This is a genomic window from Rathayibacter sp. AY1A7, from assembly GCF_002930845.1.
Taxonomy (GTDB): domain Bacteria; phylum Actinomycetota; class Actinomycetes; order Actinomycetales; family Microbacteriaceae; genus Rathayibacter.
The window spans coordinates 112,864-136,159 of sequence record NZ_PSTL01000001.1 but is presented as its reverse complement, the minus strand read 5'-3'; the positions used below and the strand labels follow the sequence as shown (position 1 = coordinate 136,159).

The window sequence follows — 23,296 nt, the reverse complement described above, 5'->3', positions numbered from 1 at the left end:
GTCTGCGCGATGTCGAGCCGTACTTCTGTGGCCGTCTCGACCAGGCGCTGTACCTGATGACTCGAACCTAACCCGGCGAATGACATCCGTGTGCTTCTCACCGCTACGAATGTGTAACCAGTGTGTGAACGCGCGGAATCCGGCCTAGTAGTCGATGCTCGTGGCCGACGAGATCAGGGCGGCGCGGAGCAGCGCGAGGGTCGCGTCGGTGGTGCCGGCGTGCGCGCTGAAGCGGACGGTGCTCGGACGCAGGCGCGCGGTCACGCCGTGCGCGGCGAGGGAGGCTGCCAGCGGGGCCAGTTCCTCCGGCTCCGGCTCGACGACCACGATGCCGGCGCGCTCGTGCTCGCCGCGGGAGCCCACGACCGCCAGTCCGAACTCGTCCGCGAGGTCGACGATCGCGCTGACCCGCTCCGCCACGAGCGCGGCGATCGTCGACTGCCCGACCGCGGCGACCTCCTCCAGCGCCGACGCGAGCCGGGCCTGGGCGATCGGGTCCGGGTTGCTGATGCTGAAGGCGCGGGCGTCGCCGCGCGGCGGAGCCACCTCGTCCCACGGCTCCGCCTGCTCCGATCCCGTCCAGCCGGAGAGCACCGGGGTCAGCCGCGACAGCGCCCGCTCGCTGAGCGCGAGGAAGCCCGTCCCCCAGCCGGCGCGGAGCCACTTCTGGCCGCCGGTGACGACCACGTCCGCCAGCTCGTAGGGCGCGTCGACGACGCCGAAGCCCTGGATCGCGTCGAGGACGAGCATCCGGTCGCCGATCACGTCGCGGATCGCCGCGACGTCCGCGAGGTAGCCGGTGCGGGAGTCGACCAGGCTCACCGCGACGGTCGTCACGTCGTCCGTGAGCTGCTCGCGGACGGCCTCCGGCGTCACCCGTCCCTGCTCGGTCCGCAGCCAGCGGGGCTCCACCGAGCCGAGAGCCTGCGCCGAGCGCACCGCCGCGAACGGCAGGCTCGGGAACTCCGCGGCCGACAGCAGCACCGCGCCCGAGGCGCCGAACAGCGCGTGCAGGAGGCCGGTCGAGGTGTTGGGCTGGAAGACGACGCGGTCGCTGGGGACGCGCACGAGCGCCGCCGCCGCCTCCCGGACGCGCTCGTCCTGCCGGAACAGCTCGTCGAGGGTGCCGCTGCGCGCGCGCACCAGCAGCTCGACGGCCGCCTCCTGCTCGGCGGCGACGGTCGCCGAGAGCGGGCCCACCCGGCCGAAGTCGAGGTACCCGGTCTCCTCGCCGAAGCCGGCGAGGTAGTCCGCGGTCGTGGTGGAGGTGGCCTCGTTCGAGCTCATGCCGGCCCTTCCGGTCGGTGGTGCGGCAGGAGCCGCGAGGTCAGCTGCCGAAGCGGCGGTGCCGTCCGGCGTAGTCGCGGAGCGCGCGGAGGAAGTCGACCTCGCGGATGTCGGGGCCGAGCGCCTCCATGAAGTAGAACTCGCTGTGCGCGCTCTGCCAGAGCATGAAGTCGGAGAGGCGCTGCTCCCCCGAGGTGCGGATGACCAGATCGGGGTCGGGCTGCCCGCTGGTGTACAGGTGCTCGCCGATGAGCTCCGGGGTCAGCAGGCCCGCGACGTCCTCGATGGAGGAGCCGCGCTTGCCGTGCTCCTCCAGGATGCTCCGCACGGCCTGGGCGATCTCGTGCCGCCCGCCGTAGCCGACCGCAAGATTGACGTGCAGGCCCGTGTGGGAGGCGGTGCGCGCCTCCGCCGTGTCGAGCGCGGCCACGAGCGAGGGCGGGAGGCCCTCGTCGGAGCCGACGTGCTGCACGCGCCAGTCGGGCTGCTGGGAGACCTCCTCGGCGAGGTCGGCGATGATCGCGATCAGCTCGGTCAGCTCGCTGCTGTCGCGGCCGACGAGGTTGTCCTGCGAGAGCAGGTAGAGGGTGACGTGGCGCACGCCGAGCTCGTCGCACCACTGCAGGAACTCGTGCACCTTGGCGGCGCCGGCCCGGTGGCCGTGCGCGGCGGTCTCGAGGGCCCGCTGCCGCGCCCAGCGCCGGTTGCCGTCGATGATCATCGCGACGTGGTTCGGCAGGGAGTCGGGGGGAAGGCTCGAGCGGAGGCGCTTCTTGTAGACGCCGTAGAGGAGGTCCCTTCCCACAGGCAGTCTCGGCTTCGGCACAGTGACACGGTAGTCGACCCGGGGCGCTCCTCGAAGCCCGGCGGCGCTCGGCGTCGGCCCGCGACGGCGTCGTAGTCTGTCCGGCATGAGCCAGCGGCCGACGCCTCCCCCGTCCGATCCCCGCGTCCGCACTGTCCGCGGCGGAGACGCCGTCGGAGCGGACGGCCCGGACCTGCCCGCCCTCCCCCTCGTCGAGGACGCGATCGAGCACGACTCCTCGGCGGAGGTCCGGCCCACCTGGCGCGGCTGGATCCACGCCGGCCTCTTCCCGCTCGCGATCGTCGCCGGAGTGGTGCTGATCGTGGTCGCGGAGGGGACCGCGGCGAAGTGGGCGGCCGCGGTGTTCGCGACCACGTCGCTCCTGCTCTTCGGCAACTCCGCTCTGTACCACCGCTTCGACTGGAAGCCGCGGACGAAGATGATCCTCAAGCGGATCGACCACGCCAACATCTTCCTGCTGATCGCCGGCACCTACACGCCGCTGGCGGTGCTCGCCCTGCCGCCCGCGCAGGGCACGCTCCTGCTGGTCCTGGTCTGGGCGGGGGCGCTGCTCGGGATCGGCTTCCGCGTCTTCTGGATCGGCGCACCGCGCTGGCTCTACGTGCCGCTCTACCTGCTGCTGGGCTGGGCGGCCGTGATGTACCTCGGACCGCTCTTCGAGGCCAGCGCGACGATGATGGTGCTCGTCCTCGTCGGCGGGCTCTGCTACTCCGCGGGCGCCGTGATCTACGGGATCAAGAAGCCCAACCCGGTCCCGGGCGTCTTCGGCTTCCACGAGATCTTCCACGCGCTCACGGCCGTGGCGTTCCTCTGCCACTGGACGGCGGCGCTGATCGTCTCGCTCCACCCCGCCTACAACGCCTAGCGCGACCCGGGCCCACCGGTGCGGGCCGGGCTCAGCCCTCGCTGCGCTCCGCCTCCTCGGCGTCGAGCCGCTCCTTCACCTGGGCGGTGTAGGTGGTGCGCCGCACGCGCCGGACCATGTCGAGCGCGAGGAGGACGGCGGCCAGAGCGATCACGAGCATCGTGATGAAGCCGAAGAGGCCCGGCGTGACCGTGTCCTCGTTGAACTCGGGACCCGGGGTCGGCACCGTCGTGGAGGCGAGGACGACGGCGCGCTGGGCGCCCTCGAGCAGCCCGGCGATCACGCGCGCACCTCGTCGGCGACGACGACGCCGGAGCCGTCGGGCTCCGGGGACACCGGGGCGTCCCCCGAGGGCTCGGGGTCGGGAGCGATCGGCGGGACGACCGCGGTCGGGCCCGGGGCGAGCTCGGCCAGGTCGAGACCGGCGAAGAGATCCGTCTCGGGCGTCGGCGCGTCGACCCGGCTCTCGACGAGCTGGAAGTCGTCGGTCGGCCAGGCGGCGTCGATCGCCTCGTGCGGGAGGAAGAAGAAGGCGTTGTCCGGAGCGACCTGGCTGGCGTGGGCCAGCAGGGCCGCATCGCGACGATCGTGGAAGCCGGAGATCACGACCCGCGTGGTCGCGAGGTACGGGGTGTCCTCGTTCCAGCGCTTCATCTCCTCGAAGACCGACAGGCGCGGGTCCTCCGGGTCGATCGAGCGCAGGTGCTCGGCGATCGCCCGCAGCTTCTGGCCGCTGAAGACGCGGTCGTAATACAGCTTCGAGATCGACCACGGAGCGCCCGTGCCCCGGTACTCCTCGGCGAGGCCCGCCGCGCGGTACGCCTCGACGGCGACCTGGTGGGCGCGGATGTGGTCGGGGTGCGGGTAGCCGCCGTTCTCGTCGTAGCTGATGATCACGTGCGGCCGAAACCGGCGGACCAGGCGCACGAGCGGAGCGGCGGCCGTGGCGAGCGGCAGACCCGCGAACGAGGCGGCGTCGACCTTCCCGTCCTCGGGCATGCCGGAGTCGACGAAGCCGAGCCAGGCGTGCTCGACGCCGAGCGCCTCGCGAGCGGCCGCCATCTCGTACCGGCGGAGGCCGCCGATGTCGCGCTCGGCGTGCGCGCGGGCCTCGAGGTCCTCGTTCAGCACGGAGCCGGCCTCGCCTCCGGTGCAGGAGACCACCATGACCTCGGCGCCCCGCGAGGCGTAGGCGGCCAGCGTCGCCGCGCCCTTGCTCGACTCGTCGTCAGGATGGGCGTGCACGGCGAGGAGGCGCGGAGTCTCCCGCACCTCCGAATCGACGGAGACCTCGACGGCCTGGGACACGATCGCTCGATTCCTCGGGGTTTAATGGGATCGGCGCTCCCGTCCGCGAAGGACGCGCGCCACCCGTCCAGAGTAGACGCATCACCCAGGGAGTTCCGTGGCCGCCCGCACGTCCGAGAGCGTCGAGGGAGCCGCCGCGCCCGCACTCGATCCGGACGCCGTCCGCGCCGCCGGACCCCTCGCCACCCGCTACGGCCGCACGACGCGCACCCGCCGCGGCAACCGCTGGCTCTTCGGCGGCGTCGCGCTCGCCTTCGTCGCCGTCTTCGCCGCCTGGGTCGTCTGGGCCGGACTCGACGGAGCACGCGGAGGAGTGGACGTCCAGGACACCGCGCACCAGGTCGTCGACGACCGCACCGTCACCGTCTCCTTCGACCTCACCGCGCCCGTCGGCCGCGAGGTCGCCTGCGCGGTCCAGGCCCTCAACGAGCAGTCCGCCGTGGTCGGCTGGCTGGTCGTGGAGTACCCCGCCACGACGGAGCGCTTCCGCTCCTACACGGAGACCGTCCGCACCACCGAGCTCGCGAACACAGGTTTGATCTCCTCCTGCTGGCTCCCGTAGGCTTGCCCGAAGCCCTGACGGACTCGTCGGGGCCTCGCCATTCCCACCGCCGCCTGACGCCGGCCGTCCCCACCGCCGGACGCGGACACCTCCGCACGGTGCTGCCGGGCGCCGCGAGCGCGGCCCGCAGAGCAGGAGCCCACCATGGCCGACCAGTCACAGGTGACCTGGATGACCCAGGAGTCGTACGACCGCCTCGAGGCGGAGCTCACCGAGCTGTCCACCAACGGACGCGAGGAGATCGCCAAGCGCATCGAGGTCGCCCGCGAGGAGGGCGACCTGAAGGAGAACGGCGGCTACCACGCCGCGAAGGACGAGCAGGGCAAGATCGAGGCCCGCATCCGCCAGTTGACCTCCCTCCTCCGCGAAGCCGAGATCGGCACGCCCCCCGAGAGCCACGGAGTCGTCGAGGCCGGCACCATCATCACCGCCGAGATCGCCGGCGACGAGTCCCGCTTCCTCCTCGGCAACCGCGAGATGGCGGGCGAGAGCGACCTCGACGTCTACAGCCCCCAGAGCCCCCTCGGATCGGCGATCATGGGCCTGAACGTCGGCGACACCGCCCGCTTCACGGCACCCAACGGGCGGGAGATCGAGGTCCGCGTCGCCAACGTCGAGACCTGGTCCGGCCACTGATCGCACGTCGCGGCGCTCTCCGCGGCGTTGTCGTCGGGCGCGATACCGCCGGTATCGCTTCCTCCTCCGCCTTGCGGAGAACGCCGCGACGCACGATCAGCCCTCTCTGAACGGGAGCGGGGCGCCGGCTTCGCGGCGACAGCGTCGGGCGCGACACCGCCGGTACCGCTTCCTCCTCCGCCTTGCGGAGAACGCCGCGACGCACGATCAGTCCTCTCCAGACGGGGGCGCCGGCTTCGCGGCGACAGCGGAGGACGCGAGATCGCCGTGATCGCCGTGATCGGATTCTTCCCCGCTGTGCGGGGAACGCCGAGACGGACGAACGGCCTTCCCCGGACTCGGGGCGCCGGCCTCGCGACGGGATCGCGGACGCGGCGCCCTCGAGCGGTCAGTTGCGGGAGATGCGGGGGGCGTAGCCGGCGTCGGTGAGGACCTGGATGACGCGGTCGGCGTGCTCGGGGCCGCGGGTCTCGACGCTGATCTCGATCTCGACCTCGCTGATCTGCAGGCCCCGGCCGTGCCGAGTGTGCAGCACCTCGACCACGTTCGCGTTCGCCTCCGAGATGAGCTCCGCGATGCGCGACAGCTGCCCCGGACGATCCGGCAGACCGATGCTCATCTTGAGGTAGCGCTCCGACGCGGCCAGGCCCCGGCTGATCACCCGCTCCATCATCAGCGGATCGATGTTGCCGCCCGACAGGATGACCGCGGTCGCTCCGGCGTCGCGGATCTTCCCCGTCAGGATCGCCGCGATGCCCACCGCGCCCGCGGGCTCCACCACGAGCTTCGCCCGCTCCAGCAGCACCAGCAGAGCCCGGGCGATGTCGTCGTCCTCGACGGTGACGACCTCGTCCACCATCTCGCGGACGATCGCGAAGTTCAGCTGCCCCGGCTTCGCCACGGCGATGCCGTCGGCGATCGTCGGAGAGATCGTGATCGCGGTCGGCTCGCCGCTTGCGAGCGAGAGCGGGTACGGCGCCGCGTTGGCCGCCTGCACGCCGATGACGCGGAGCGTGCGCCCCTCCTCGGCCGCCTTCTGCTTGGCCGCCGATGCGACCCCGGCGATGAGGCCGCCGCCGCCGATGGGCACCACGATGGTCTCGACGGCGGGGGCCTGCTCGAGGATCTCGAGGCCGACCGTGCCCTGGCCGGTGATCACGTCGGGGTGGTCGTAGGGAGGAACGAAGACCGCGCCCGTGCGCTCGGCGAACTCCGCCGCCGCCGCGAGCGCCTCGTTGAAGATGTGGCCGCTCAGCACCACGTCCGCGCCGTAGTCGCGGGTGGCTGCGAGCTTGGGCAGCGCGACGCCGATCGGCATGAAGATCGTGGCCTTGATCCCCAGCTCCCGCGCCGCGTAGGCGACGCCCTGCGCGTGGTTGCCGGCCGAGGCCGCCACGACTCCGCGGGCCCGCTCCTCCGGGGTGAGCCGCGACATCCGGAACACCGCTCCGCGGATCTTGTAGGAGCCGGTGCGCTGGAGGTTCTCGCACTTGAGGAACACGGGCGAGCCGAGGACCTGCGCGAGGAAGGTGCTCGTCTCCATGGGGGTGGCGGCGATGACGGGGGCGAGGACGGCGCGGGCCGCCTCGAACTCGTGGAGGGCGGGTCCGACGACGCGGCTAGTCTGCATGCTCTGCGGCAACTCTCTCGGGGGTTCGGGTCGGCGAGCGCCAGGCTCCGCTCGCGACGTACTTGACCATGACGTTGAGCGTGGCCACGACGGGCACCGCGAAGAAGGCGCCGGCGATGCCGCCGATGATCGAGCCTCCGGCCACCGCGAGCACGACGGCCAGCGGGTGGACCTTGACCGCCGACCCCATGATCAGCGGCTGGAGGATGTGGCCCTCGAGCTGCTGCACCGCGAGGACGACGATCAGCAGGAAGAGCGCGATCAGCGGTCCGTTGTAGACCAGCGCGATGAAGACGGCCAGCGCCCCCGTCACCACGGCGCCGATGACCGGCACGAAGGAGCCGAGGAAGACGAGCACGCCGATCGGGATGGCCAGCGGGACGCCGAGGAGGAAGGAGCCGAGGCCGATGCCGACCGCGTCGACGAAGGCGACCAGGATCTGCACCTTCACGAAGTTGGTCAGCGTCACCCACCCTGCGCGACCGGCGCCGTCGACGGCTCCGCGGGCGCGGCGCGGGAAGAGGCGGACGACCCAGCTCCAGATGTTCGGCCCGTCGATGAGGATGAACAGCGTCGAGAAGAGGGTGAGCAGCACGCCCGTCAGCAGGTGGCCGACGGTCGAGCCGACGCTGAGAGCGCCGCTGACCAGCATCCCCGAGTCCTGCTGCAGGGCCGTGAGCGCCTGCTGCGCGTACTGGTTGATGTCGGTCTCGGTGAGGTGGAGCGGCGACTCGAGGAGGAAGGCCTTGAAGTCGTCGTAGGACTGCACCGTCTGCCGGCGGAGGTCGTCGAAGCCGGAGTAGACCTGGGTGACGACGAGGAAGAGGAGCCCGCCGATCACCACGACGATCCCCAGCTCCGCCAGGACGACGGCGGCCCACTTGGGCCAGCGGTGGCGCTGGAGGAAGCTCGAGAACGGCACGAGCAGGGCGGCGATCACGATCGCGAGCAGGAGCGGGATGACGATCAGCCGCAGCTCGATGACGAGCAGCACCAGCACCGCGAGCGCCGCGACCACGACGAGGACGCGCCAGGCCCAGGCGCCGGCGATGCGCATCCCGTCGCTCACGAAGGCCGAATCGGCGACGGGAGCGGGCCGGGAGGGGGCGGCCGGGGCGACGGGCGCGGCGGGCTGGACGGCGCGCGGGCCGGAGGTGCGGCGGGACCTGCCGAGTCTCATCTGCCCAGACTAGGCCCCGGCGCATACCCCGCGCGGTATCCCCGGGGAGTGCTCATGCGGCGGCGCCGACCGCCGCCTGCTCCGGTGCCGGACCGACCGCGACCGGGCGCCGCGCGGGCAGCACGCCGACCCGCTCCCCCGGCTCGAGGCGGTGCCCCGACGCGTGCTGGACGGTGACCTCCTCGCCCGTCGACAGCCGGACGGTCGAGCGCCGCACCGGCCCCAGGAAGCTCGAGGCGAGGACGACTCCGGGCAGGGAGTCGGGAGCGCCGTCGGCCACGACGGCGAGGTCCTCGGGGCGGAGGAACACCGACACGGGACCGTCGGCCGCCGCCGCGTCGACGAGCGGCAGGCGCACGCCGAGCGCGAGGACCGATCCCGACGAGACCGTCCCCGCGACCACCGTCGAGAGGCCGACGAAGCGGGCCGTGAAGGCGGTCGCCGGGCGCGCGTAGAGGTCCTCCGGTGCACCCAGCTGCTCGATCCGCCCGGCGTTCATCACCGCGACGCGGTCGGCGACGGCGAGCGCCTCCTCCTGGTCGTGCGTGACGAAGAACGTGGTGATGCCGATCTCGGACTGCAGGCGCTTGATCTCGTCGCGCAGCTGGACGCGGACCTTCGCGTCCAGGGCCGACAGGGGCTCGTCCAGCAGCAGCACCCGCGGCCGCGTGACGAGGGCGCGCGCGAGCGCCACCCGCTGCTGCTGGCCGCCGGAGAGCTCGTGCGCGTAGCGGTCGCCGAGGGCGCCGAGGCCCACGACCTCCAGCGCCTCCCCCGCGGCCGCCCGGCGCTCGCGCGCCCCGACTCCCCGGGTGCGCAGCCCGAACTCGACGTTCTCGCGCGCCCGCAGGTGCGGGAAGAGCGAGTACGACTGGAAGACCATGCCCATGTCGCGCTTCGCGACGGGGACGTGGGCGACGTCCTCCTCGTCGACGAGGATCCGCCCCGCGTCGATCCGCTCGAGACCGCTGAGGGCGCGCAGGGCTGTGGTCTTGCCGCAGCCGGAGGGGCCGAGCAGCGCGATGAACTCGCCCGGGGCCACGTCGAACGAGACGCCGTCGAGCGCTCGCGCGGAGCCGTAGTGCCGCTCCACGTCGACGAAGCGCACGCGGGCGCCGGGGAGGGTGGGAGCGGTCACGAGGAGCCTTTCGAGGAGCGCGCCCGGCCCGTCGGCAGGCCGATCCGCGCGAGGCGGCCGATCCCGATCAGGAGGGCGAAGGCGAAGAGGAGGGAGAGCAGCGAGAAGATCACGGCGACGTAGGCGTCGGACTTCGACACCTGCACCAGGCCGGTCTGGAGGGTGGTGCGGCTGAGGAGCGAGGCGATCGTGTACTCGCCGAGAACGACTGCGACGGTGATCAGCGCGGCCGCGACCAGGCCCCGGCGCAGGTTCGGCAGGAGGACCCTCCCGAGCACCGCGAGCGGGCCCGCGCCGAGCGAGCGGGCCGCCTCCGAGAGCGTCACGGCGTCGAGACCGGCGAGGTCCGCCGCCACGGCGCGGTAGGCGTAGGGCAGGACCAGCACCCCGTAGGCGAGAGCGAGCGTCCACGGCGCGGAGCCGGCGAGCTCGGTGACCACGGAGTAGACCGGCGCGAGGCCGACGACGAGGACGATGGCGGGCACGGTCAGCGGGAGCAGGCAGACCAGCTCCAGAGCCCGGCGCAGGCGCGGGAGCCGGATCTCGACGAGCAGCATCGTCGGCACCAGCAGGACCAGGACGATGAGGGCGGTGACGACGGCGAGGACCAGCGAGTTTCCGATCCCCTGGAACAGCGAGCGGTAGGCGCGCTCGTTCTCCGGGTCGAGGATCGCCGTCCAGTGCGAGAGGTCGTGGCCGCCGGCGCCGCGGAGCGTGAACTCCGCCATCGCGACGATCGGAACGGCGAACACCAGCCCGGTGATCACGAGCACCGCCCCGGACAGGAGCCGCGCGGGCCTCATCGCTGCCACCGCCTGGCCCGGCGCTGCAGCAGCGCGTACCCGGACATCAGGACCACCATCACCGCGAGCATCCCGAGCGCGAGGGCGCCCGCGAGGTTCTCACGGCCCAGCACCGTCTCGCTGACCAGCGCGGCGCGGATCTGCAGCGGGACGATCTGCGCGCCCTGGCTGATCAGCGCCGCCGCGGTGGCGAAGGAGGAGAACGCGTTCGCGAACAGCAGCAGCACGCAGCCGAGGAACGACGGCGCCAGCACCGGGAGGGCCACGTGCAGCCAGTAGCCGAGCCGGCCCCCGCCGAGCACCGCGTTCGCCTCGGCCCACTCCGGACGCAGGCCCTCGAGCGCGGGCAGGAACGTGAGCACCATCAGGGGCACCTGGAAGTAGAGGTAGGGCAGGACGAGCCCGGGCAGCTGGTAGAGCCACACGCCGTCGGCGTAGAGGTCGACGCCCGCTCCCGCGAGGAGGGTGGTCACCAGCCCCTGCACGCCGATCGTCGCGATGAACGCGAACGCGAGCATCACGCCGCCGAACTGCGCGAGGACGCTCGCCGCTGCATCGACGACGGTCCGGAGCGCCCCGCGCGGATCGGAGCCGAGCAGGGCCAGGCACACGACCGCGCCCAGCACCGCGCCGACGACGGCGGTCACGGCCGAGAGCCCGAGCGACGCGCCGAAGGCGGACAGCACGACGGGATCCCCGAGCGCGAGCACGTTCGCCGTGGTGAAGCGGCCGTCTCCGTCCGTGAATCCGGTCGCCACGGCGAGGACCGTGGGGACGGCCAGGAACAGCAGGACGTAGAGCGCGAAGGGGGCGACGCCCAGCACGGCCGGGGTGCCGCGCCGTCCACGGGGCGCGGACGCCCCGGAGACGGCCTCGGCGGGAGCGGTGGTCACTGGATCGCCGCGGCCCACTTCTCGGCGAGGAGCGACGAGGCCGCCTCGGTCTGCTTCTCCGTGAACTGGACGAGGTCGGAGGGAGCGGCGCCGACGGCGTCGAGCGCGTCCTGGTCGACCGTGCCGGCCTCGGTCATCGCGGCCAGGCGCACCGGGTAGGCGCCGGCGGCGAGGTAGAGGTTCTGCGCGGCGTCGGAGTAGAGGTACTCCTGCCAGAGCCGCGCGGCCGCCGGGTGCGGAGCGTCGGCGTTGACCGCCTGGTTGTAGTAGCTGCCGACGGCGGAGCCCGGGAGGACGGTCGTCGTCCACTCGCGGGTGCCCTCGTTCGCCTTCCCGGCGGCGAGGTTGTTGTAGCTCCAGTCGAAGACGACAGGGGTCTCGCCCGAGGCGATGGTGGCGTCGGTCGGGTCCAGCGGCAGGAGTTGCCGGCGTCGTTCAGCTTCTCGAAGAAGTCGATCCCCGCCTGGACGTCGTCGGCGGAGCCGCCGGACTGGAGAGCCGCGAGCTGCACTGCGGCCGCGGCGGCTCCCGCCTGGGTCGGGTCGCCGTTGATCGCGACCGAGCCGCGGTAGTCGGCGCCGAGGAGGTCCTCGAGCGACGCGGGCGCAGGCACCGCGGCCGCGTCGAACCCGATCGACATCAGGCCGGTGTAGTCGTTGACCCAGAGGCCCGACTCCTCCTTGTTACCCTCGGGGATGTCGTCCCAGGACTGGACCTTGTACGGCGCGAACACGTCCGTGTTCGCCAGAGCGACGGCCGGCCCCAGGTCGAACACGTCGGGAGCGGTGTCCTGCCCGGCGAGGTTCTCCGCCGTGCTGATCTCCTCCGCGGAGGAGACGTCGGGGTCGGCGGAGTTCACGGTGATGCCGTACTCGTCCTCGAAGCCGCTGATCAGCTCGCCGTAGTTCGCCCAGGTGTCGGGCAGGGCGATGACGTTGAGCTCGCCCTCGGCCTTCGCAGCCTCGACCAGGGCGTCCAGCCCGCCGAGGTCCGCGGCGGACGTGGCGGACGCCGCGTCCGTGCCGCCGCCGTCGGACGAGGCGGTGGCGCCGCCGGAGCAGGCCGAGAGCGTGAAGACGAGGGCGGTGCCGGCGGCGGCGACCGCGGCGGTGCGCGACAGGCGCTGAATGGTCAAGGGGCCTCCAGGAGTCGGGTGGGCCGCCCCGGTGGGACGGCCTCGGGAACGGTAGGAGCGCCGCGAGACGGCGAGGGAGCGCGGCGGTGAATGCCGGGCGAAAGCCGGGGGCCGAATCGGAGACGGCGATGTCGGGGGCGTTCGCTAGCGTGGGCGGACCATGACCGAGCAGCTCTCCCCCGCGCTGGCGCGCCGCATCGCCCTGGCGGCGCAGGGGTTCGGCCCCCGTCCGTCCCGGGTCGACGCGCGCCGGGTGCGCGCCGCCGTGGACCGGATCCGCCCGCTCCAGCTCGACTCGGTGAACGTCTTCGAGCGGAGCCACTACCTGCCGCTGCTCGCGCGGCTCGGCCCGTACGATCGCTCCCTCCTCGACGCCGCGGCCTTCTCCCCCGACGGCCCCTACGTCGAGTACTGGGCACACGAGGCCGCCCTCGTCCGCCGCGAGGATCTCCCGCTCTACCGCTGGCGGATGGAGCACTACCGCCGGGTCCGCCTGCCCGAGCACGAGGGCTGGGCCCACGAGAACCGCGCCACCCTCGACTGGCTCCGCGCCGCGCTCGCCGACGGTCCCCTCCGCGCCTCCGAGATCGAGCACGAGGCCAACGTCCGCACGGGCCCCTGGTGGGGCTGGTCCGACATCAAGCGCGGCCTCGAGGTCCTGTTCCGCTGGGGCGAGGTGGTGACGGCGGGGCGCACGCGCTTCGAGCGCTCCTACGGTCTCGCCGAGCGGCTCCTCCCGAGCGCGGTGCTCGATGCCGACGTGCCCCTCCCCGACGCCGTCCGCGAGCTCGTGCGCCGGGCGGCCCGGGCCCATGGGATCGGCACCCTCGGCGACCTGGCCGATTACCACCGGCTGCTCCAGTCCCCCACGCGCGTCGCGATCGACGAGCTGGTCGAGGCGGGCGAGCTCGAGCGCGTCGAGGTGCGCGGCTGGGAGCGGGGCGGGCGACCCGTGCCGCTCTGGCGGCACGTCGATGCCCGACGCCCCCGCACGCTCCGGGCGGACGCGCTCCTCTCGCCGTTCGACCCCGTGGTCTGGCACCGGCCGAGGGCCGAGCTGTTCTTCGGCTTCCATTACCGGATCGAGATCTACACCCCGGCCGAGCGGCGGGTCCACGGCTACTACGTCCTCCCCGTGCTCCTCGACGACGTGATCGCTGCACGGGTCGACCTCAAGAGCGAGCGCAAGCGCCGGGTCCTCCTCGTGCAGGCCGCCTGGCTCGAGCCGGGGGCCCCGGCCGACACGCCGGAGCGGCTCGCCGCACTGCTGGTCGAGGCGGCGGCCTGGCAGGGCCTCGACGCCGTCGAGGTCGTCGGTCGCGGCGACCTCGCGGCCGCCCTCGCCGCAGCACTGAGGAGGATCGCGTGAGCGCGCCCGGCGGCGTCCTGGCGCTGGCGCTCTCGGAGCGCTGCGTCGCCCGTCTGCTCGAGCGCGGGAGCGTCGTCGGAGTCGGCACGGGCGAGCTCGCCCACGCGGCCGGCGTCTCCCTCCGGACCTTCCACCGGTACCTCGGCGGGAAGGAGGACTGCGTGCGCCCGGTGCTCGCCGCCGCGATCGCCGCGATGGGACGCGCCCTCCTCGAGCGCCCGGCCGCCGAGCCGCTGAACGCGGCGCTCGGCCACGCCTTCGCCGCGGCGGCCTCCGGTCCCCAGCTCGACCGCACCCTCCGGCTGATCCCCCAGCTCACCGAGACCTCGGCGATGCGCGCCGTCTGGGCGCAGTCGCTGCACGACGGCGAGGAGGCGCTGACGCCGTTCCTCGCGGAGCGGATGGGGCTCGGCCGCACGTCCCCGCACCGGGCGGCCGTCCTGGCCACCGTCGTCCTCGCCCTGGTCCGGCGGGCGCTGGTCGACGCGTCGGCGAGCGGCATCGACCCGGCGCCGGTCTTCGCCGAGTACCTGACGACCGTCGACGGCGGTCCGCTCGCGGCTCCGACCGGATGACGTCCCGTCCGGCGCGGTGACGGGCGCGCCTCTGACCGAAGCGGGATGCGGTGCGGGGCGGCGATCGTCGACGGGGCGTCGGCCGGATCGGCCTGCTAGAAGCGCGAGCCCATCTCGGAGAGGCGGGCGACGCGGTCCGCGATCGGCGGATGGGTCGCGAAGAGGCGCGCGACCACCCCCGGCTTCGACGGGTCGGCGATCCAGAGGTGCGCCATCGAGCTGTTCTGCCGCTGCATCGGCCGGCCCGCGGACTCGAGCTTGAGCAGGGCGCGGGCGAGGGCGTCGGGGTGGCGGGTCGTCAGCGCGCCGGTCGCGTCGGCGAGGTACTCGCGCTGACGGGAGATCGAGAGCTGCACGACCGAGGCGACGATCGGCGCGAGGACCATCGACACCAGCCCGACGATCAGGAGCGCCGGGTTGCCCCCGCCGTTGCCGTTGCCGCCCCGCCCGAAGAAGGCCAGGCGGAGGAAGGCGTCCGAGAGGAAGCCCACCGCGACGACGAGACCGAAGACGATCATCGAGACGCGGATGTCGTAGTTGCGGACGTGGCCCAGCTCGTGGGCCATCACGCCCTCCAGCTCGGCGTCGTCCATGATCGCGAGCAGGCCCGTCGTCGCAGCCACGACGGCGTGCTCGGGATCACGGCCGGTCGCGAACGCGTTCGGCGCCGGGTCGTCGATCAGGTACACCTTCGGCATCGGCGTGCCCGTCGCGATCGAGAGGTTCTCGACGATGCGGTAGAGCCTCGGCTCGTCCGCCTTCTCCACCGCCACGCCGCCGCTGAGCGCGACCGCCTGGCGAGCGGCGAAGAAGTACTGGAAGAACGCGTACCCGGCGGCGATCACGAGCACCGCCACGACGATCGCCGTGCTGCGGTAGACCGCTGCAGCCAGGGCGCCCAGGCCGCCGATGATCGCCAGGAACAGGACGAGGATCAGGACCGTGTTGCGCTTGTTGCGGGCGATCGCGCTGTACACGGCGGCTGCCTAGAACTGGACGCGCGGGGGCTCCGAGATCGCGGCGAGATCGCCGACCTCGAAGAACTCGCGCTCCGAGAAGCCGAGCCGACGCGAGAAGAGCGTGTTCGGGAAGACCTTCACCTTGGTGTTCATCTCGCGCACGCCGCCGTTGTAGAAGCGCCGGGCCGACTGGATCTTGTCCTCGGTGTCGACCAGCTCGCCCTGCAGCTGGAGGAAGTTCTGGCTCGCCTGCAGCTGGGGGTACGCCTCCGCGACCGCGAAGATCGACTTCAGCGCGCTCTGCATGTGGTCCTCGGCGACCGACGCCTCCGCCGGGCCCTGGGCCTGCAGCGTCTCGGCGCGAGCCTGCGTCACCGACTCGAAGACCTGGCGCTCGTGCGAGGCGTAGCCCTTCACGGAGTCGATCACGTTGGGGATCAGATCCGCACGGCGCTTCAGCTGGACGGTGATGTCGCTCCACGCCTCGTCCACGCGGACGTTGAGGGTGACCAGCGAGTTGTACGTCGCCCAGAGGTAGACCCCGAGGATGACGACGAGCGCGACGACGACGATGAGCGGGACGAGCCATTCCATGCCGTCCAGTGTAGGGACGGCGCGCTCCCCGGCACCTGTCGATGAGGCGCATTCGCAGGGGCGGGTCGGCCCTACTTGAGCGTCTTCTGCAGCAGGACGGTGCTGAGCCAGCGCTCGAACTTGAAGCCGACGCGGCCCATCCGGCCGACCTCGACGAATCCGAACTGCGCGTGCATCGCCAGCGACGCCTCCGCGCCCTTGTCGGCGATGACGGCCATGATCTGACGGATCCCCACGGCCTTCGCGCGCTCGAGGAGCTCGGCCATCAGCGCCCGGCCGAGGCCCTTGCCGGTGGAGGCCGCCCGCAGGTAGATCGAGTTCTCCACGGTGAAGCGGTACGCCCGCTTGGAGGACCACGGCGACACCATCGCGTAGCCGAGGATCTGGCCCGACGGCGAGACGGCCACGATGAAGGGCAGCCCGAGCTTCTGGTTGCGGGAGAACTTCGTGCGCCACTCCTTCAGCGTCGAGTCGTCCTCGTCGAAGGTCACCACCGTGTTGCGCACGTAGTGGTTGTAGATCTCGCGGATGTCCGGGAGGTCGGCGTCGCGGGCGTCGCGGATCTCGAACGAGAAGCCGGGCTCGGGAGGCGGCGCCTTCCGCAGGTGCGGCGGCAGGACGCGCCGGCTCTCGTACTCTTCCTCAAGCATCCGGCTCCCCTTCGGCTCCGCCCATCGATCCGGGCCAGCGTAGCCGCCCCGCGGGCGAGCGCCCGGTCACGCGAGAGCGCTCCAGTCGACCGGCTCCGCGCCGCGCTCCTCCAGGAGGGCGTTGGCGCGGCTGAACGGCCGGGAGCCGAAGAAGCCGCGCGAGGCCGACAGCGGGCTGGGGTGCGCGCTCTCGATCACTCCGGCCTCCCCCAGCATCGGGCGGAGCGACGCGGCATCGCGGCCCCAGAGGATCGCGACGAGAGGCGCGTCCCGGGCGGCCAGCGTGCGGATCGCGTGCTCGGTGACCGCCTCCCAGCCCTTCCCGCGGTGCGAGGCGGGAGAGCCGGGGGCGACGGTGAGGACCCGGTTGAGCAGCATCACGCCGCTCGAGGTCCAGCCGCTGAGGTCGCCGTGCTCGGGCGGCTCGACGCCGAGGTCGTCCCGGAGCTCGCGGTGGATGTTCTGCAGGCTCCTCGGCAGCGGGCGCACGTGGCGCTCGACCGCGAAGGACAGCCCGATCGGGTGCCCGGGCGTCGGGTACGGGTCCTGTCCGACGATGAGGACGCGCACGTCCGCGAGCGGTGCGGCGAAGGCGCGGAGCACGTCGCGGCCCGCGGGGAGGTAGGGTCGGCCGGCCGCGACCTCGCCGCGGAGGAAGTCGCCCATCGCGGCGATGTCCCCGGCGACGGGGGCGAGCGCCTCCGCCCAGCCCCTGTCGATCAGTCCCGAGGCCGCGAGCTCCGCGAGGTCCACCGAGTCAGCCCGCCGCGAGCGTCGCGACGACGACTCCGGCGTCGCTGCCGCTCACGCGCCACACCGAGCCGGCGCCGCCGACGCGGAGCGCGCCGGTGCCGACGATCAGCACGGTGGACTCGTCGAGCGCGACGCCGCCGTCGACCAGGCCCGCCTCGACGGCCGCGACCAGGCGGCCGAGGGTCCCCCACTGCGCCGCGTGCACGTCGACCGTCACGTCGATGAGACCGATGCCCTCGAGCACCGTGACCTCGTCGAGCTCCTCCGCCGCGCCCTCCGGGACGACGGCGACGCCGCCGATCCGGTGGCCGCCGACGAGGGCGCGGTCGGCCGCGACGGCGGCTCCCGCCGAGTAGCCGGCGTACGGCACTCCGGAGGAGACGAGATCGCGCAGCCGCGGGAAGCAGGCCTCGAGCGCGTCGCGGTAGGCCGGGGTCAGCCCTCCGCCGACGAAGATCCCGTCGACGTCGTCGAAGACCGCGGGATCGATCCGGCCGCCCTCCGGCTTCATCACGGCGAACGCGTCGAGCGGGCCGACCGTCGCGAGCAGTGCCGCGTAGCCGGCGTAGGCCTCGGGGCCGAGCCCGTCGTGGACGACGACGATCGCGATGCGCGGGCCCTCGATCCGGCCGGCGTCGACCGCGTGGGCGCGCGCCTCCGCGAGGAACGCCCCGTACAGCTGCTGGTCGTGCTCGACGCCGCCTCCGCCGCCGATCAGGTGGACGCTCACTCGTCGTCCTCGGCGAGGGCTCCGTCCACCGGGGGCAGAGCCGACCAGGGGAAGACGATCCAGCGCGGGGTGCGGCGCCAGAAGAAATCGGGCTCGAGCACCGTGCGCGGCTTCGTGTAGAGGGTCACGGTGCGCACCTCGGCACCCATCGCGCGGATGAGCTTCACCGAGAGGGCGAGGGTGTGGCCGGAGTCGGAGACGTCGTCGACCAGGAGGATGCGCTTGCCGCGCACGGACGCCTCGTCGAGCAGCGGCGGCAGCACCACGGGCTCCGCCAGGCGCGCCTCGACGCCGGTGTAGAACTCGACGTTCAGCGCGCCGCAGCTCTTGATGCCGAGCGCGTAGGCCACGGCGCCCGCGAGGAGCAGACCGCCGCGCGCGATGGCGACGACCAGCTCCGGCCGGTAGCCCGACGCGACCACGTCGTCGGCCAGGTGCCGAGCGGCGTCGCCGAACTCGAGCCAGCCGAGCACCTCCTTCTCCGTGGCGGCGAGGAGGGCGGCGGAGTCGTCGGCGTCGGAAACCATGAGGGACAGGCTAGGCCGTCGCGGGCCTCCGCGTCACATCGGTCAGGCGCGCGGGGCCAGGGGTCCCTTCGCGACCTTGTGCGGGGCCGCCTGCGCGACCGGCTTGATGGTCACCAGGTCGAGGTTGACGTGGGCGGGGAGCTCCACCGAGGAGACGATCGCAGCGGCGACGTCCTCCGCGACGAGCGGGTCGGGGACCTCGGCGTAGACCGCGTCGGCGCGCTCCCGGTCGCCGCCGAAGCGGACCAGCGAGAACTCGTCCGTGTGCACCATCCCCGGCGCGATCTCGATCACTCGGATCGGCTCGCCCGCCAGCTCGAGCCGCAGCACGGCGACCAGCGCGTGCGCGGCGTGCTTGGCGGCGTTGTACCCGCCTCCGCCCTCGTAGGCGACGTGGCCGGCGATCGAGGTGACGGTCACGATGTCCGCGGAGGTCCCGCTCCCCCGGATCCCGGCCCGCAGCAGCGGGAGCAGCGCGCTGGTCACGAGCTTCACCGAGAGCACGTTGATCTCGAACATGCGGCGCCAGTCCTCGGGGTCGGACTTCTCGACCGAGTCGAGTCCGAGCGCACCGCCCGCGTTGTTCACGAGCGCGTGCACGGGCCCGGAGGAGGAGAGGTGGTCGCGCAGAGCGTCGACCTGGGCGGCGTCGGTGAGGTCGGCGGCGAAGTACCCGGCGCCGGTCTCGGCGGCGAGCGCCTCCAGCCGGTCGCGCCGGCGCGCGACGGCGACGACCTCCCAGCCGTGCTCGCGGAACAGACGGACCGCGGCCGCCCCGATCCCTGAACTCGCTCCTGTCACGACAACGCGTCGATCCACGCCCGTCCCCTTCCGTCAAGCCTCGGACACCCTCGACTCCGTCGTCGCAGCCCAACGCTAGTCTGGCCGCGTGCCGCCCGCCGACCCGGTTCCCGCGACCGCCGGGACAGCCGTCACCCCGAAGCGCCGCGTTCCCCTCTGGGACAACGCGCGCTTCGTCTGCGTGACCCTCGTCGTGATCGGGCACGGCGTCCAGAGGCTGACGGCCAACTCCGACACCTCGCTCATCGTCTACCTGACGATCTACGCCTTCCACATGCCGGCGTTCGCGATCATCTCGGGCTACTTCTCCAAGAGCGGCGCCCCGAGCGGGCGTGCGATGCGGCGGGTGCTGACCGACATCCTCCTGCCCTACCTGATCATGGAGACGATCTGGACCCTGGTGCAGTTCCTGGTCGAGGGCAAGCAGGAGTTCAACCCGACGAAGCCGAGCTGGACGCTGTGGTTCCTGCTCGCGCTGGGCATCTTCCGCCTCGTCCTCCCCTACCTGGCGCTGCTGCGCTGGCCGCTGCTGATCAGCGTGGTGCTCGCGGTCGGGGTCAGCTACTACGACAACATCGACTCGACCTTCTCGCTCGCACGCGCGATCGGGATCCTGCCGTTCTTCGTGTTCGGCTGGCGCCTGCGCGGCTTCGCCCCCGGCGGCCGCTCCGCCGTCGAGCGCTGGCTCGATCAGCCGCCGTCGCGGGTCCTCCTCGCCCGGATCCTCGCCGTCGTCCTCTTCGCGGTCACGGCGGTCGTCATGACCGTCAACATCGAGGCGTTCCGAGCGGCGGACCTGCGCTACTGGTTCTTCTACGACCGCCCCTACGACGCCCTCGGCGAGACCCAGTGGTGGGCCGGGCTGGTGCGGCTGGCCCTGATGGCCGGAGCGGTCGTGCTCTCGCTCGCGCTCTTCGCGCTGGTTCCGCGCCGCCGCACCCCGCTCACCGCCTGGGGGCAGTCCACGATGTACGTCTACCTCCTCCACAGCTTCGTCCTCTATCCGCTGCGGGAGTCCGGGATCCTCTCGCGGACGGAGAGCACGCTCGCCCTCGTGCTGATGATCGTGTTCTGCATCGCGGTCTCGGTCGCGCTCTCGCTGGGCTGGACCCGCACCGTCTTCCATCGGCTGGTCGAGCCCCGCGCGGCCTGGCTCTTCGCCCCGGTGGCCGACGAGAGGCCCCCGCGCCCGGACCGCGCAGACCCCACGGGCGCCAAGCGCGACCGGCAGCCCGAGCGGCGCTGACGGCCGTTACCCCGTGTGTCGGCGGTCCTGGCCGCCTGGCGGGCCCCCCGCGTACGCTCGTCGCGACGGAGAACGGCCCCGTCACCGACCCCGACGATCCGATGGGAAGCACCATGACCGACTCCGAGAAGTGGCAGTTCGAGACCAAGCAGATCCACTCGGGCGCCGCCCCGGACCCGGTGACCAAGGCCCGCGCGACGCCGATCTACCAGACCACCTCCTACGTCTTCGACAACGCGGAGCACGCCCAGAACCTGTTCGCGCTGGCCGAGTTCGGGAACATCTACACCCGCATCCAGAACCCCACCCAGGCGGTCGTGGAGGAGCGGCTCACCGCCCTCGAGGGCGGCTCCGGCGCCCTGCTGCTCGCCTCGGGTCAGGCCGCCGAGACCGCGGCCGTGCTGAACATCGCCCAGGCCGGCGACCACATCGTCTCGTCGTCCTCGATCTACGGCGGCACCTACAACCTCTTCAAGTACACCCTCGCCAAGCTCGGCATCGAGACGACCTTCGTCGAGAACCAGGACGACCGCGAGGAGTGGCGCCGCGCCGTCCGCCCGAACACGAAGCTGTTCTTCGCCGAGACCGTCGGCAACCCCAAGATCAACATCCTCGACATCCGCACCGTGGCCGATGTCGCGCACGACGCCGGCGTGCCCCTGATCGTGGACAACACCATCGCGACGCCCTACCTGATCCGCCCCTTCGAGCACGGCGCGGACATCATCGTGCACTCGGCGACGAAGTTCCTCGGCGGCCACGGCACGGTCATCGGCGGAGCGATCGTCGACGGCGGCCGCTTCTCGTGGACCGCGAACGCCGAGCGCTTCCCCGGCCTCACCACGCCGGACGAGTCGTACCACGGTGCCGTCTACACCGACGCGGTCGGCGACTCCCTCGCCTACATCATCAAGGCCCGCGTGCAGCTGCTGCGCGACCTCGGCGCCTCGATCGCCCCGGCGAGCGCCTGGCAGCTCATCCAGGGCATCGAGACCCTCTCGCTCCGGATCGAGCGCCACGTGCAGAACGCGCAGGAGATCGCGGAGTACCTCGAGAACCACTCCGACATCGCCTCGGTGAACTACTCGGGCCTGCCCACCTCGCCCTGGTACGCCGCGGCCAACCGCTACGCGCCGAAGGGCGTGGGCGCGGTGCTCTCGTTCGAGCTCAAGGGCGGAGTGGACGCCGGCCGGGCCTTCGTCGACTCGCTGGAGCTGTTCTCGCACCTGGCCAACATCGGCGACGTCCGCTCGCTCGTCATCCACCCCGCGTCGACCACGCACTCGCAGCTCTCGCCCGAGCAGCAGCTGACCGCCGGCGTCACTCCGGGCCTGGTGCGCCTGTCGGTGGGACTCGAGAACGTCGACGACCTCCGCGCCGACCTCGACCAGGCCCTCCGCGCCGCGCGCGCCGTCGTCGAGGCCTCCCGCGCGAACGCCTGAGGCCCCTCGGCGCCCTGACGGGGTCCCCGTCCGCGGGGATCGCGTCGGGGCGCTCCGCGCGCGGGCGGAGGAGCGCGGGAGCAGGGCGTAACAAACGGCTCCGCCCCGCGGCGCTCTGACACGATGGACAGCGCTATGGACTGGCAGCAGACACTCGAGGACACGGTCCCGTCGGCGTTCGTCACCGAGCGCCAGCTCCTCTCGGTCATCGGCAAGCCGCCCGCCACCGGAGCCTGGCGCGACGGCGACCACCCGGGCGGACGCCGCTTCGTCGACCTCGGCCCGTTCGACTTCGAGGCGGGCGGCCGCCTCCCCCACGCCCGCATCGCCTACGAGAGCTGGGGCGCTCTGAACGAGCGCCGCGACAACGCCGTCCTCGTCCTGCACGCGCTGACCGGCGACTCCCACCTGCTCGGCCGCGGCGATCCCGGCCACGCGACGGACGGCTGGTGGTCGGGACTCGTCGGCCCCGGCCTCGTGATCGACACCGACCGCTTCTTCGTGGTCGCCCCGAACATGCTCGGCGGGTGCCAGGGCTCCACCGGGCCCGCGTCCCTCGCCCCGGACGGCCACGAGTGGGGCGCACGGTTCCCGTACACGAGCATCCGCGACCAGGTGCGGGCGCAGGTGCAGTTCAGCGACCTGCTCGGCGTCGAGCGCTGGCACACCGTCATCGGCGGCTCGATGGGCGGGATGCAGGCGCTGGAGTGGGGGATCGACCACGCGGAGCGGGTCGCGCGCCTCGCGGTCCTCGCAGCTCCCCCGCGGGCCACGGCCGACCAGATCGCCCTCAACTTCGTGCAGCTCGAGGCGATCCGCAACGACGCGGCCTTCGCGGGCGGCTCCTACTACGACGCGGGCGACGGCCAGGGCCCGTACCACGGCCTCGCGCTCGCCCGCCGGATGGCACTGCTCAACTACCGCAGCCCCTCCGAGCTCAACGACCGCTTCGAGCGCAGCTGGCAGTCGGGGCTGAGCCCGCTCGGCGGCGGCGGCCGCTTCGCCGTGGAGTCGTACCTCGACTTCCACGGCAACAAGTTCACGCGCCGCTTCGACGCGAACAGCTACATCACGCTCGTCGAGGCGATGAACTCGCACGACGTCGGCCGCGGCCGGGGCGGCGAGGCGGCCGCCCTCTCCCGGATCACCAGCCCGACCCTCGTCCTCGGCATCGACAGCGACCGGCTCTTCCCGGTCGAGGGCCAGCGGATCATCGCGGCGCACGCTCCCGGCGCCCTCGACGGCGGAGAGGTCGCGGTGATCACCTCGACGTTCGGCCACGACGGGTTCCTCATCGAGGACGACGCGGTCGGCGCGCACCTCGCCCGGCTGCTGGCGCATCCCGCGACGGCCTGACCGGGTCGACTCCGGCGCGGTTCGACGCCCC

General features: G+C 72.7%; 24 protein-coding genes and 1 pseudogene. 8 read left to right on the top strand and 17 right to left on the bottom strand.

Annotation, left to right across the window (positions count from 1 at the left end; translation table 11 throughout):
* Window positions 1–144: 144 nt before the first annotated feature.
* Together C5B95_RS00580 and C5B95_RS00575 are read right to left on the bottom strand one after the other, a co-directional pair.
* The gene (locus C5B95_RS00580) at window positions 145–1,287 is read right to left on the bottom strand and encodes an aminotransferase class V-fold PLP-dependent enzyme (protein ID WP_104347275.1); all 1,143 of its coding nucleotides are present in this window, start codon (window positions 1,285–1,287) and stop codon (window positions 145–147) included.
* Window positions 1,288–1,327: 40 nt separating this feature from the next.
* Window positions 1,328–2,092 carry an isoprenyl transferase gene (locus tag C5B95_RS00575; RefSeq protein ID WP_279630826.1) on the bottom strand — a complete coding sequence of 255 codons (765 nt, stop codon included), beginning with the start codon at window positions 2,090–2,092 and terminating at the stop codon, window positions 1,328–1,330.
* A 106-nt stretch (window positions 2,093–2,198) separates the two neighbouring features.
* Between C5B95_RS00575 and C5B95_RS00570 the strand changes: the two genes are divergently transcribed.
* On the top strand, window positions 2,199–2,978 hold the full coding sequence (locus C5B95_RS00570) for a hemolysin III family protein (protein ID WP_104225520.1): 780 nt from the start codon (window positions 2,199–2,201) through the stop codon (window positions 2,976–2,978).
* 31 nt (window positions 2,979–3,009) lie between these two features.
* Here the strand turns inward: C5B95_RS00570 and C5B95_RS00565 are convergent, their stop codons facing one another.
* Together C5B95_RS00565 and mca are read right to left on the bottom strand one after the other, a co-directional pair.
* Window positions 3,010–3,261 (bottom strand): hypothetical protein, encoded by a 252-nt coding sequence (locus tag C5B95_RS00565; protein ID WP_244230611.1) that lies wholly within the window; start codon window positions 3,259–3,261, stop codon window positions 3,010–3,012.
* Window positions 3,258–4,286, bottom strand: coding sequence for a mycothiol conjugate amidase Mca (gene mca / locus C5B95_RS00560; protein WP_258059722.1), 1,029 nt, complete (start codon window positions 4,284–4,286; stop codon window positions 3,258–3,260). Before mca ends, C5B95_RS00565 begins: the two co-directional genes overlap by 4 nt.
* Before the next feature lie 97 nt (window positions 4,287–4,383).
* On the opposite strand from mca, the gene C5B95_RS00555 reads away from it, so the two are divergent.
* Together C5B95_RS00555 and greA are read left to right on the top strand one after the other, a co-directional pair.
* Complete coding sequence (locus C5B95_RS00555) at window positions 4,384–4,848, top strand: DUF4307 domain-containing protein (protein WP_104232767.1); 465 nt, start codon at window positions 4,384–4,386, stop codon at window positions 4,846–4,848.
* Window positions 4,849–4,992: 144 nt separating this feature from the next.
* Window positions 4,993–5,484, top strand: a complete 492-nt coding sequence (gene greA, locus C5B95_RS00550; protein WP_104225519.1) for a transcription elongation factor GreA — start codon at window positions 4,993–4,995, stop codon at window positions 5,482–5,484.
* A 388-nt stretch (window positions 5,485–5,872) separates the two neighbouring features.
* Here greA and ilvA read toward each other — a convergent pair whose 3' ends face one another.
* The 6 genes and pseudogenes from ilvA to C5B95_RS00520 form a co-directional block, all read right to left on the bottom strand.
* A complete protein-coding gene (gene ilvA / locus C5B95_RS00545) occupies window positions 5,873–7,114 on the bottom strand; it encodes a threonine ammonia-lyase (RefSeq protein WP_104224429.1) in 1,242 nt (413 codons plus the stop codon).
* Window positions 7,104–8,294: an AI-2E family transporter gene (locus tag C5B95_RS00540; RefSeq protein WP_104348250.1), complete on the bottom strand. Its 1,191-nt coding sequence runs from the start codon at window positions 8,292–8,294 to the stop codon at window positions 7,104–7,106. The genes ilvA and C5B95_RS00540 overlap by 11 nt, the downstream gene beginning before the upstream one ends.
* A gap of 52 nt (window positions 8,295–8,346) precedes the next feature.
* A complete protein-coding gene (locus C5B95_RS00535) occupies window positions 8,347–9,432 on the bottom strand; it encodes an ABC transporter ATP-binding protein (protein ID WP_104249531.1) in 1,086 nt (361 codons plus the stop codon).
* Window positions 9,429–10,235 carry an ABC transporter permease gene (locus C5B95_RS00530; RefSeq protein ID WP_104287618.1) on the bottom strand — a complete coding sequence of 269 codons (807 nt, stop codon included), beginning with the start codon at window positions 10,233–10,235 and terminating at the stop codon, window positions 9,429–9,431. The genes C5B95_RS00535 and C5B95_RS00530 overlap by 4 nt, the downstream gene beginning before the upstream one ends.
* Window positions 10,232–11,128, bottom strand: a complete 897-nt coding sequence (locus tag C5B95_RS00525) for an ABC transporter permease subunit (protein ID WP_104272694.1) — start codon at window positions 11,126–11,128, stop codon at window positions 10,232–10,234. Before C5B95_RS00525 ends, C5B95_RS00530 begins: the two co-directional genes overlap by 4 nt.
* Window positions 11,125–12,263 (bottom strand): annotated as a pseudogene (locus tag C5B95_RS00520) (ABC transporter substrate-binding protein). Before C5B95_RS00520 ends, C5B95_RS00525 begins: the two are co-directional and overlap by 4 nt.
* 160 nt (window positions 12,264–12,423) lie before the next feature.
* On the opposite strand from C5B95_RS00520, the gene C5B95_RS00515 reads away from it, so the two are divergent.
* Together C5B95_RS00515 and C5B95_RS00510 are read left to right on the top strand one after the other, a co-directional pair.
* Window positions 12,424–13,632 (top strand): winged helix-turn-helix domain-containing protein, encoded by a 1,209-nt coding sequence (locus C5B95_RS00515; protein ID WP_104348249.1) that lies wholly within the window; start codon window positions 12,424–12,426, stop codon window positions 13,630–13,632.
* Window positions 13,629–14,207, top strand: a complete 579-nt coding sequence (locus C5B95_RS00510; RefSeq protein ID WP_104348248.1) for a TetR/AcrR family transcriptional regulator — start codon at window positions 13,629–13,631, stop codon at window positions 14,205–14,207. Before C5B95_RS00515 ends, C5B95_RS00510 begins: the two co-directional genes overlap by 4 nt.
* 95 nt (window positions 14,208–14,302) lie before the next feature.
* On the opposite strand, the gene C5B95_RS00505 is transcribed toward C5B95_RS00510, so the two are convergent.
* The 7 genes from C5B95_RS00505 to C5B95_RS00475 all read right to left on the bottom strand — a co-directional run bounded on the left by C5B95_RS00505 (window position 14,303) and on the right by C5B95_RS00475 (window position 19,239).
* Window positions 14,303–15,184, bottom strand: a complete 882-nt coding sequence (locus C5B95_RS00505; RefSeq protein WP_104348247.1) for a M48 family metalloprotease — start codon at window positions 15,182–15,184, stop codon at window positions 14,303–14,305.
* 9 nt (window positions 15,185–15,193) lie between these two features.
* Window positions 15,194–15,760 (bottom strand): LemA family protein, encoded by a 567-nt coding sequence (locus C5B95_RS00500; RefSeq protein WP_104225511.1) that lies wholly within the window; start codon window positions 15,758–15,760, stop codon window positions 15,194–15,196.
* Between the two features lie 71 nt (window positions 15,761–15,831).
* Entirely contained in the window at window positions 15,832–16,410 is a 579-nt protein-coding gene (locus tag C5B95_RS00495) for a GNAT family N-acetyltransferase (RefSeq protein ID WP_104224438.1), read from the bottom strand.
* A gap of 66 nt (window positions 16,411–16,476) precedes the next feature.
* The gene (locus C5B95_RS00490) at window positions 16,477–17,163 is read right to left on the bottom strand and encodes a uracil-DNA glycosylase (RefSeq protein WP_104232774.1); all 687 of its coding nucleotides are present in this window, start codon (window positions 17,161–17,163) and stop codon (window positions 16,477–16,479) included.
* A gap of 4 nt (window positions 17,164–17,167) precedes the next feature.
* Window positions 17,168–17,893 (bottom strand): peptidase S51, encoded by a 726-nt coding sequence (locus C5B95_RS00485; protein ID WP_104224440.1) that lies wholly within the window; start codon window positions 17,891–17,893, stop codon window positions 17,168–17,170.
* Window positions 17,890–18,420, bottom strand: a complete 531-nt coding sequence (locus C5B95_RS00480) for a phosphoribosyltransferase (protein WP_104224441.1) — start codon at window positions 18,418–18,420, stop codon at window positions 17,890–17,892. Before C5B95_RS00480 ends, C5B95_RS00485 begins: the two co-directional genes overlap by 4 nt.
* Before the next feature lie 42 nt (window positions 18,421–18,462).
* Window positions 18,463–19,239 carry an SDR family NAD(P)-dependent oxidoreductase gene (locus C5B95_RS00475; RefSeq protein ID WP_258059721.1) on the bottom strand — a complete coding sequence of 259 codons (777 nt, stop codon included), beginning with the start codon at window positions 19,237–19,239 and terminating at the stop codon, window positions 18,463–18,465.
* Window positions 19,240–19,309: 70 nt separating this feature from the next.
* On the opposite strand from C5B95_RS00475, the gene C5B95_RS00470 reads away from it, so the two are divergent.
* The 3 genes from C5B95_RS00470 (at window position 19,310) to C5B95_RS00460 (ending at window position 23,265) form a co-directional block, all read left to right on the top strand.
* Window positions 19,310–20,467: an acyltransferase family protein gene (locus C5B95_RS00470; protein WP_104348245.1), complete on the top strand. Its 1,158-nt coding sequence runs from the start codon at window positions 19,310–19,312 to the stop codon at window positions 20,465–20,467.
* A gap of 113 nt (window positions 20,468–20,580) precedes the next feature.
* Window positions 20,581–21,909, top strand: a complete 1,329-nt coding sequence (locus tag C5B95_RS00465) for a bifunctional o-acetylhomoserine/o-acetylserine sulfhydrylase (protein WP_104237865.1) — start codon at window positions 20,581–20,583, stop codon at window positions 21,907–21,909.
* 135 nt (window positions 21,910–22,044) lie between these two features.
* Entirely contained in the window at window positions 22,045–23,265 is a 1,221-nt protein-coding gene (locus C5B95_RS00460; protein ID WP_104224444.1) for a homoserine O-acetyltransferase, read from the top strand.
* Window positions 23,266–23,296 lie beyond the last annotated feature (31 nt).

Bases quoted from the DNA above. Each gene is read 5' to 3' on its own strand.
- greA (WP_104225519.1), top strand. From the start codon at position 4,993: ATGGCCGACCAGTCACAGGTGACCTGGATGACCCAGGAGTCGTACGAC.
- C5B95_RS00580 (WP_104347275.1), bottom strand. From the start codon at position 1,287: ATGAGCTCGAACGAGGCCACCTCCACCACGACCGCGGACTACCTCGCC.
- C5B95_RS00540 (WP_104348250.1), bottom strand. From the start codon at position 8,294: ATGAGACTCGGCAGGTCCCGCCGCACCTCCGGCCCGCGCGCCGTCCAG.
- ilvA (WP_104224429.1), bottom strand. From the start codon at position 7,114: ATGCAGACTAGCCGCGTCGTCGGACCCGCCCTCCACGAGTTCGAGGCG.
- C5B95_RS00500 (WP_104225511.1), bottom strand. From the start codon at position 15,760: ATGGAATGGCTCGTCCCGCTCATCGTCGTCGTCGCGCTCGTCGTCATC.
- C5B95_RS00465 (WP_104237865.1), top strand. From the start codon at position 20,581: ATGACCGACTCCGAGAAGTGGCAGTTCGAGACCAAGCAGATCCACTCG.
- C5B95_RS00570 (WP_104225520.1), top strand. From the start codon at position 2,199: ATGAGCCAGCGGCCGACGCCTCCCCCGTCCGATCCCCGCGTCCGCACT.
- C5B95_RS00480 (WP_104224441.1), bottom strand. From the start codon at position 18,420: ATGGTTTCCGACGCCGACGACTCCGCCGCCCTCCTCGCCGCCACGGAG.
- C5B95_RS00515 (WP_104348249.1), top strand. From the start codon at position 12,424: ATGACCGAGCAGCTCTCCCCCGCGCTGGCGCGCCGCATCGCCCTGGCG.
- C5B95_RS00460 (WP_104224444.1), top strand. From the start codon at position 22,045: ATGGACTGGCAGCAGACACTCGAGGACACGGTCCCGTCGGCGTTCGTC.
- C5B95_RS00495 (WP_104224438.1), bottom strand. From the start codon at position 16,410: ATGCTTGAGGAAGAGTACGAGAGCCGGCGCGTCCTGCCGCCGCACCTG.
- C5B95_RS00530 (WP_104287618.1), bottom strand. From the start codon at position 10,235: ATGAGGCCCGCGCGGCTCCTGTCCGGGGCGGTGCTCGTGATCACCGGG.